This is a genomic window from Burkholderia sp. BDU5 (assembly GCF_001522845.1).
GTDB lineage: Bacteria > Pseudomonadota > Gammaproteobacteria > Burkholderiales > Burkholderiaceae > Burkholderia > Burkholderia mayonis.
On sequence record NZ_LOWC01000101.1, the window covers coordinates 69192 to 75966 of the forward strand.

Sequence of the window (6775 nt, forward strand, 5' to 3'; positions counted from 1 at the left end):
GCCCTCTCGTCACAGACGCTCGAACACCGCGGCGATGCCCTGCCCGCCGCCGATGCACATCGTCACGAGCGCGTAGCGTCCGCCGATACGCTGCAGTTCGTACAGCGCCTTCACGGTGATGAGCGCGCCCGTCGCACCGATCGGATGGCCGAGCGAGATGCCCGAGCCGTTCGGGTTGAGCTTCGCCGGGTCGAAACCGAGCTCGTTCGCCACCGCGCACGCCTGCGCGGCGAACGCTTCGTTCGCCTCGATCACGTCGAGATCGGCGACCGTGATTCCCGCACGCTCGAGCGCCTTGCGCGTCGCGGGCACGGGGCCGATGCCCATGTACGCCGGATCGACGCCTGCATGCGCATACGAAACGAGGCGCGCGAGCGGCTTCGCGCCGCGCTTCTCCGCCGCGCCGCGCTCCATCAGCACGACCGCGGCGGCGGCATCGTTGATGCCCGACGCGTTGCCCGCCGTCACCGTGCCGTTCTCCTTGACGAACACCGGCTTGAGCTTCGAGAAGTCGTCGAGCGATGCGTCGTGGCGCACGTGCTCGTCAGCGTCGAACACGATCGCGCCCTTCCTCGACGCGATCTCGATCGGCAGGATCTGCTCCTTGAAGTAGCCGGACTGCGTCGCGTGCGACGCGCGCCGATGCGATTCGAGCGCGAGCGCGTCCTGCGCTTCGCGCGTGATCCCGTACTTCGCGGCGACGTTCTCGGCCGTCACGCCCATGTGGATCGACTGGAACGGGTCGTTGAGCGCGCCGATCATCATGTCGACGAGGCGTGCGTCGCCCATCCGCTGACCGAAGCGCGCGGCGGGCACCGAATAAGGCGCGCGGCTCATGTTTTCCGCGCCGCCCGCGACCGCGATGTCCGCATCGCCGAGCAGCACGCTCTGCGCGGCCGACACGATCGCCTGCAGACCCGAGCCGCACAGACGGTTCAGCGTCAGCGCGGGCGCGTGCTGCGCGACGCCGCCGTCGATCGCCGCGACGCGCGCGAGGTACATGTCCTTCGGTTCCGTGTGCACGACGTTGCCGAACACGACGTGGCCGACTTCGTCGCCCGACACCTGCGCGCGCGCGAGCACATCGCGCACGACCCGCGCGCCGAGCTCGGTCGGCGCGAAGTCCTTCAGGCTGCCGCCGAAATCGCCGATCGCGGTGCGCACACCGCTTACCACCACTACTTCGCGTTGCATCGTTGCCTCCCTTTCTTCTCTTGATGAAAACCGATGGAGCACGCGGCCGCCGCCGCGCGCGTCACGCATTCGAGTCACGCATTCAATAGCCGCTCGACCGCGTCGCGCGACGGGATCGGCGCAACCGCGCCGAAGCCCTGCGTCGACAATGCGGCCGCCGCGTTCGCGTAGCGCGCGGCCGCGAACGGATCGTCGCCCGCGACGAGCCGCGCGACGAACGCGCCGCCGAAACAGTCGCCCGCCCCCGTCGCGTCGACCGCGTCGACGACGAAGCCGGGCACGACGCGCCGCTCGCCGGGCGTCGCGACATACGCGCCTTCGCGCCCGAGCTTCAGCGCGACGACGCTCGGCCCGTAGCCGAGCAGCGTGTCGACGATCGCGTCGCGCTCGTCGAGCCCGGTGAGCGCCGTTACGTCGTCCCAGCTCGGCAGACAGACGTCCGTATGGCGCAGCGCCTCGCACATCGCCGCACGCGCGCGCGGCAGCGGCCAGAGCTTGAGACGCAGGTTCGTGTCGAAGCTCACGCACGCGCCGTTCGCCCGTGCGTGCGCGATCGCGGCGAACGCCGCGTCGCACGCGCTCGTGCTGATCGCGAGACTCACGCCCGACAGATGGACGAAACGCGCGGCCGCGAGCGCGTCGAGCGGCAGATCGCGGACTGCATAGCGGCTCGCGGCCGAGCCCGCGCGCAAATAATCGAACGCGTGGCCGTGCGCGCCGTGCGACACAAAATAGACGCCCGTCGGCGCGCGCTCGTCGATCCGCACGTACAACGTGTCGACGTGCTCGCGCTGCCAAAGATCGAGCAGCAGGCGGCCGAAGTGATCGTCGCCGACCGCCGACACGAAGCCCGCACGCGCGCCTTGCCGCGCGGCCGCGACGCAGAAGTTCGACGTATCGCCGCCGAAGCCCTGCAGATAGTTCGGCTCGCCTGGCCGCGCCTGGTTGAATTCGACCATCGCCTCGCCGAGCGCGAGCACGTCGGGGAACGTCGCGGACATCGTCAGACCTCGCCCCACAGATCGTGGCCGTCCGCGCCCGTGATCTTCACGGACACGAAATCGCCGACCCTGTAGCGCTTCGACGCCTTGGTCGCCGGCTCGATATAGACGACGCCGTCGATCTCCGGCGCGTCGGCCGCGGTGCGGCCGATCCCGCCTTCCTCGTTGACTTCGTCGATCAGCACCTTGAGCGTCTTGTCGACCTTGCGCTCGATGCGCGCGGCCGACACCTCCTCGGCGACTTCCATGAAGCGCGCGCGGCGCTCCTCGCGCACGTCGTCGGGCAGCGCGCCGTCGAGCTCGTTCGCGCTCGCGCCTTCGACCGGAGAATACGCGAAGCAGCCGACGCGATCGAGCTCGGCCTCGCGAATGAAGTCGAGGAGCGTCTCGAATTGCGCTTCGGTCTCGCCCGGAAAGCCCGCGATGAACGTGCTGCGGATCGTCAGATCCGGGCAGATCTCGCGCCACTTCTGCACGCGCTCGAGCACCTTCTCCGCATTCGCGGGGCGCTTCATGCGCTTCAGCACGTCCGGGTGCGCGTGCTGGAACGGCACGTCGAGATACGGCAGCACATGGCCCTTCAGCGGACCTTCGGCCATCATCGGGATGATCTCGTCGACGTGCGGATACGGATAGACATAATGCAGACGCACCCACGCGCCGTACTGCGCGGCGAGCTCGCCGAGCGCGCCGACGAGCTCGGTCATCCGGGTCTTGAGCGGACGGCCGTTCCAGAAGCCCGTGCGGTACTTGACATCGACGCCGTACGCGCTCGTGTCCTGCGAGATCACGAGCAGTTCCTTCACGCCGGACTTGAACAGATTCTCGGCTTCGAGCATCACCTCGGCGACAGGCCGCGATACGAGATCGCCGCGCATCGACGGAATGATGCAGAACGAGCAGCGGTGATTGCAGCCTTCGGAGATCTTCAGGTATGCATAGTGGCGCGGCGTGAGCTTGATGCCTGCGGCCGGCACGAGATCGACGAACGGATCGTGCGGCTTCGGCAGATGGCTGTGCACGGCCTGCATCACTTCGCCGACCGCGTGCGGGCCCGTGACGGCAAGCACCTTCGGATGCACTTCCTCGATGAGGCCGGAGCCGCTCGCGCTCTTTTTCGCGCCGAGGCAGCCGGTGACGATCACCTTGCCGTTTTCGGCGAGCGCTTCGCCGATCGCGTCGAGGCTTTCCTGAACGGCTTCGTCGATGAAGCCGCAGGTGTTGACGACGACGAGATCCGCGCCGTCATAGGTGCCGGAGATTTCGTAGCCTTCGGCGCGCAGTTGCGTGATGATCTGCTCGGAGTCGACGAGGGCCTTCGGGCACCCGAGCGATACTATTCCTATACTATACGTCGTTGACATGTAATGGGGGGCGCGTGGAAGCAAAAGCGAGAGTTTACAGCTATTTACGGTTCAGTGATCCAAAGCAGGCGACCGGATCGAGCGTCGATCGTCAGGTCGAGTACGCTCATAGGTGGGCGGCTGAACGCGGCATGCTGCTGGATGATTCCCTCTCTCTCAGAGACGAGGGGCTGTCTGCCTACCACCAGCGTCACGTGACCCAAGGTGCCCTTGGCGTCTTTCTCCGGGCCGTTGAAGACGGCCGCATTCCGGCCGGCTCAGTGCTGATTGTCGAGGGCCTGGATCGACTCAGCCGGGCCGAACCCATTCAGGCACAAGCCCAACTTGCACAGATTATCAATGCCGGCATCACGGTTGTGACTGCGAGTGATGGCCGTGAGTACAACCGGGCGCGTCTCAAAGCGCAGCCGATGGACCTCGTTTATAGCTTGCTGGTGATGATCCGCGCGCATGAGGAATCCGACACCAAAAGCAAGCGTGTTAAAGCCGCCATTAGACGCCAGTGTCAAGGCTGGATTGCCGGGACTTGGCGGCAACCGATCCGCGTCGGGAAAGATCCGCAGTGGATCCGTGAAGTCGCTAACCAATTCGAGCTGATTCCGGAACGTGCGGCGGCAATCAGGCTCATTGTCGCCATGTATAAGCAAGGGCATGGAGCCGTCCGGATCGTGCGCGAGCTATCTGAGCGCGGATTGGCGGTTAGCGATACCGGGAGGACCTCCTCCGCCCATATCTATAAGATCCTCGCCAATCGCATGCTGATCGGCGAGAAGACTGTCGAACTCGACGGCGAGGAATACCGGCTTGAGGGCTACTATCCTGCGGTGATTTCCTCTGCGGAATTTGCGGAACTCCGCCACTTTGCGGAACAGCGGTTCCGCCGCAAAGGCAAAGGTGAGATTCCCGGCGTGGTGACCGGCCTTGGCCTCACATACTGTGGCTACTGCGGCACTGCGGTCACGGCTCAAAATATCATGGGACGCCGCCGAGATACCGAAGGGCGGCCACAACCGGGGCACCGACGCCTGAGCTGCTTTGCATACAGAACCAGCAGCGGTTGCCCAGTCAGCGGAAGCGTCAGCGTTGCACCGATCGAGCGGGCGCTGATGCACTATTGCTCGGATCAGATCAATCTCAGTCGCTTGCTCGAAGGAGACAGCAATTCGGCCACGCTTTCGGCGCACCTCGCTCAGACACGTCAGCGAGTCACCGACATCGAAGCACAGATCCAGCGTGTCACGGACGCTTTGCTATCAGAAGCCGACGCTCCACCTGCGGCCGTATTGCGCCGCATCCGCGAGCTCGAGGCTCAACTTCAGCGAGATCGCCATGAAATCAACTCGCTCGAAGGTCGCCTCGCTGCCGAATCCAACTCGACGCCGGCTGTAGCGCAAGCGTGGGCGAAACTGGTTGAGGGCGTCGAAGGGCTCGACTACGACGCACGGATGCAGGCACGGCAGCTAGTCGCCGATACCTTCTCACGAATCGTCATCTATCACCGAGGATTCACGCCACGCGCCAATAGCAACTCAATCGGATTGCTCCTCGTTGGAAAGCGAGGAGTTACCCGGTTGATAAAAATAGATCGAAAGTCTGGAAAATGGAAAGCGGCGGAAGAGATCCGGCTTCCAAGGATGGTCGCAAACGAACTTCCGCTCCCCGCGTAATGCGGGCACTCACGACCTACGCTCGCCTTTTGGGGGACGGCGGTTACCGACCCGGAGCGGACTAACGAAACAGCCAAAAGAGGGCCGTTAATCCGTAGAACTGTGGTTCGAGCCCCCCAACCTTTGGCATGTTGGGACTTGAAATCGTCCATTTTGGACAATATACTGTCCCAATAGGACTAACGAGCAACCCGTGGGAGGAACGGTGGAGATCAAGTACGCGTATTGGAACAACAAGGGCGGTACCGGCAAGACGAGCCTGTGCTTTCAGTCGATCGTTCGCTATGCCGAGAAGCATTCGAAAAAGCGGATTCTGGCGGTCGACATGTGCCCGCAGGCCAACCTATCAGAGTTGATGCTTGGAGGGCTGAACAACAAGGGCAGCGAGAAACTGCTAGAGCGACAAGGTTTGGTACCCAGGTGCAGCGTGGGCGGATACTTTCAGCTCCGCCTGCCTGCGCCATACTCTCCACCAAAGTTCAACACGCACGACTTCATCACGAAGCCGAATGCCTACAACAAGGGCGTGCCGGCAAACGTCGATCTTGTGTGCGGCGATCCGATGCTGGAACTCCAGGCGAACGCCGTGAATACGCTTGCCAACAATCAGATCCCCGGAACGAACCCGTGGATCGCGGTTGTCGACTGGCTGAAGGACTTCTTGGATCAACTTGCGGACGAGTATGACGTGGTCTTCCTCGACTGCAATCCCAGCTTCTCCCTTTACACGCAGATCGCGCTTTCCACGGCAAACCGCATCGTGCTCCCCGTGATGGCGGACGATTCCTCCCGCCGTGCAATCCAGAACGCCTTTTCTCTCGTCTACGGTCTGAAACTGCCGTCGGAAATCTACGCCGCCTACGCGTTCGCAACGAAGCTTAAGGATGCCGAGCGTCCTCTCCCCAAAGTTCACCTAATCGTCAAGAACCGGCTGACGCAGTATATGGGTGCCGCTTCGGCCTATGCTGCTGTATTGCATGCGATCGAGGGCGACGTGGGCAAACTCTTGAAGTCGAACCCCGAGATTTTCGACTTTAAAAAGCTGGAAGCCGGATTCATCGAGATTCGAGACTTCCAGACAACCGGTGTGGTGGCCTTTGCAAAGGGCCTTCCGTTCTCAAAGCTTCCCGCCGGCAAGCAAACCATCAACGGCCATCGTGTGCAAGTGAAGGATGACTACCTCTTGAACGCAAAGACGGCGATGGACAACCTAGTCGCGAAGCTGTAGTCGTGGCTTCCTTGCCGTAGAGCGAACATAGCAACCCAAAGGTGATCCGATGGCCGAGGCATTTCACTACCCGCCAGAGCTGTTTGAACTACTTGTTGAGACGATCGCCCGTCTCAGCCGAGCTAAGAAGGGCGTCGTGCTATTCCTGCGCGGCGCTGGCGTTGCCGACGAAGATCTCGCCGAGGTGGAGCGTACCGTAGCGACGAACCCGGACTCCATCAAAAAATTTGAGATCGTTCGCATGGTGTTAGCGCCGGTGTAAAAGCGCCGTTAAACGACGGCACAAGGTTGAGCGAAACAGTCAACGACAAAGGGGCCACG

6 protein-coding genes are annotated in these 6775 nt (G+C 63.0%); 3 read left to right on the plus strand and 3 right to left on the minus strand.

What is annotated here, in order from left to right; genetic code table 11:
- Positions 1-9: 9 nt before the first annotated feature.
- The 3 genes from bktB to rimO form a co-directional block, all read right to left on the minus strand.
- The gene (gene bktB / locus WS69_RS15755) at positions 10-1194 is read right to left on the minus strand and encodes a beta-ketothiolase BktB (RefSeq protein WP_059471659.1); all 1185 of its coding nucleotides are present in this window, start codon (positions 1192-1194) and stop codon (positions 10-12) included.
- Between the two features lie 74 nt (positions 1195-1268).
- Positions 1269-2195, minus strand: coding sequence for a sugar kinase (locus tag WS69_RS15760; protein WP_059471660.1), 927 nt, complete (start codon positions 2193-2195; stop codon positions 1269-1271).
- A gap of 2 nt (positions 2196-2197) precedes the next feature.
- The gene (rimO, locus tag WS69_RS15765) at positions 2198-3559 is read right to left on the minus strand and encodes a 30S ribosomal protein S12 methylthiotransferase RimO (protein ID WP_059471661.1); all 1362 of its coding nucleotides are present in this window, start codon (positions 3557-3559) and stop codon (positions 2198-2200) included.
- Positions 3560-3573: 14 nt separating this feature from the next.
- Here rimO and WS69_RS15770 point away from each other — a divergent pair, with 14 nt between their 5' ends.
- From WS69_RS15770 to WS69_RS15780, 3 genes are all read left to right on the plus strand, one after another.
- Positions 3574-5226 (plus strand): recombinase family protein, encoded by a 1653-nt coding sequence (locus WS69_RS15770; RefSeq protein WP_059471662.1) that lies wholly within the window; start codon positions 3574-3576, stop codon positions 5224-5226.
- 205 nt (positions 5227-5431) lie between these two features.
- A complete protein-coding gene (locus WS69_RS15775) occupies positions 5432-6454 on the plus strand; it encodes a ParA family protein (protein ID WP_059471663.1) in 1023 nt (340 codons plus the stop codon).
- 49 nt (positions 6455-6503) lie between these two features.
- Positions 6504-6716, plus strand: coding sequence for a hypothetical protein (locus tag WS69_RS15780; RefSeq protein ID WP_059471664.1), 213 nt, complete (start codon positions 6504-6506; stop codon positions 6714-6716).
- Positions 6717-6775: the final 59 nt, after the last annotated feature.

What these genes read in the sequence shown, in the direction of transcription:
- bktB (WP_059471659.1), bottom strand. Translation starts at nt 1,194, where the DNA reads ATGCAACGCGAAGTAGTGGTGGTAAGCGGTGTGCGCACCGCGATCGGC.
- WS69_RS15760 (WP_059471660.1), bottom strand. Translation starts at nt 2,195, where the DNA reads ATGTCCGCGACGTTCCCCGACGTGCTCGCGCTCGGCGAGGCGATGGTC.
- rimO (WP_059471661.1), bottom strand. Translation starts at nt 3,559, where the DNA reads ATGTCAACGACGTATAGTATAGGAATAGTATCGCTCGGGTGCCCGAAG.
- WS69_RS15780 (WP_059471664.1), top strand. Translation starts at nt 6,504, where the DNA reads ATGGCCGAGGCATTTCACTACCCGCCAGAGCTGTTTGAACTACTTGTT.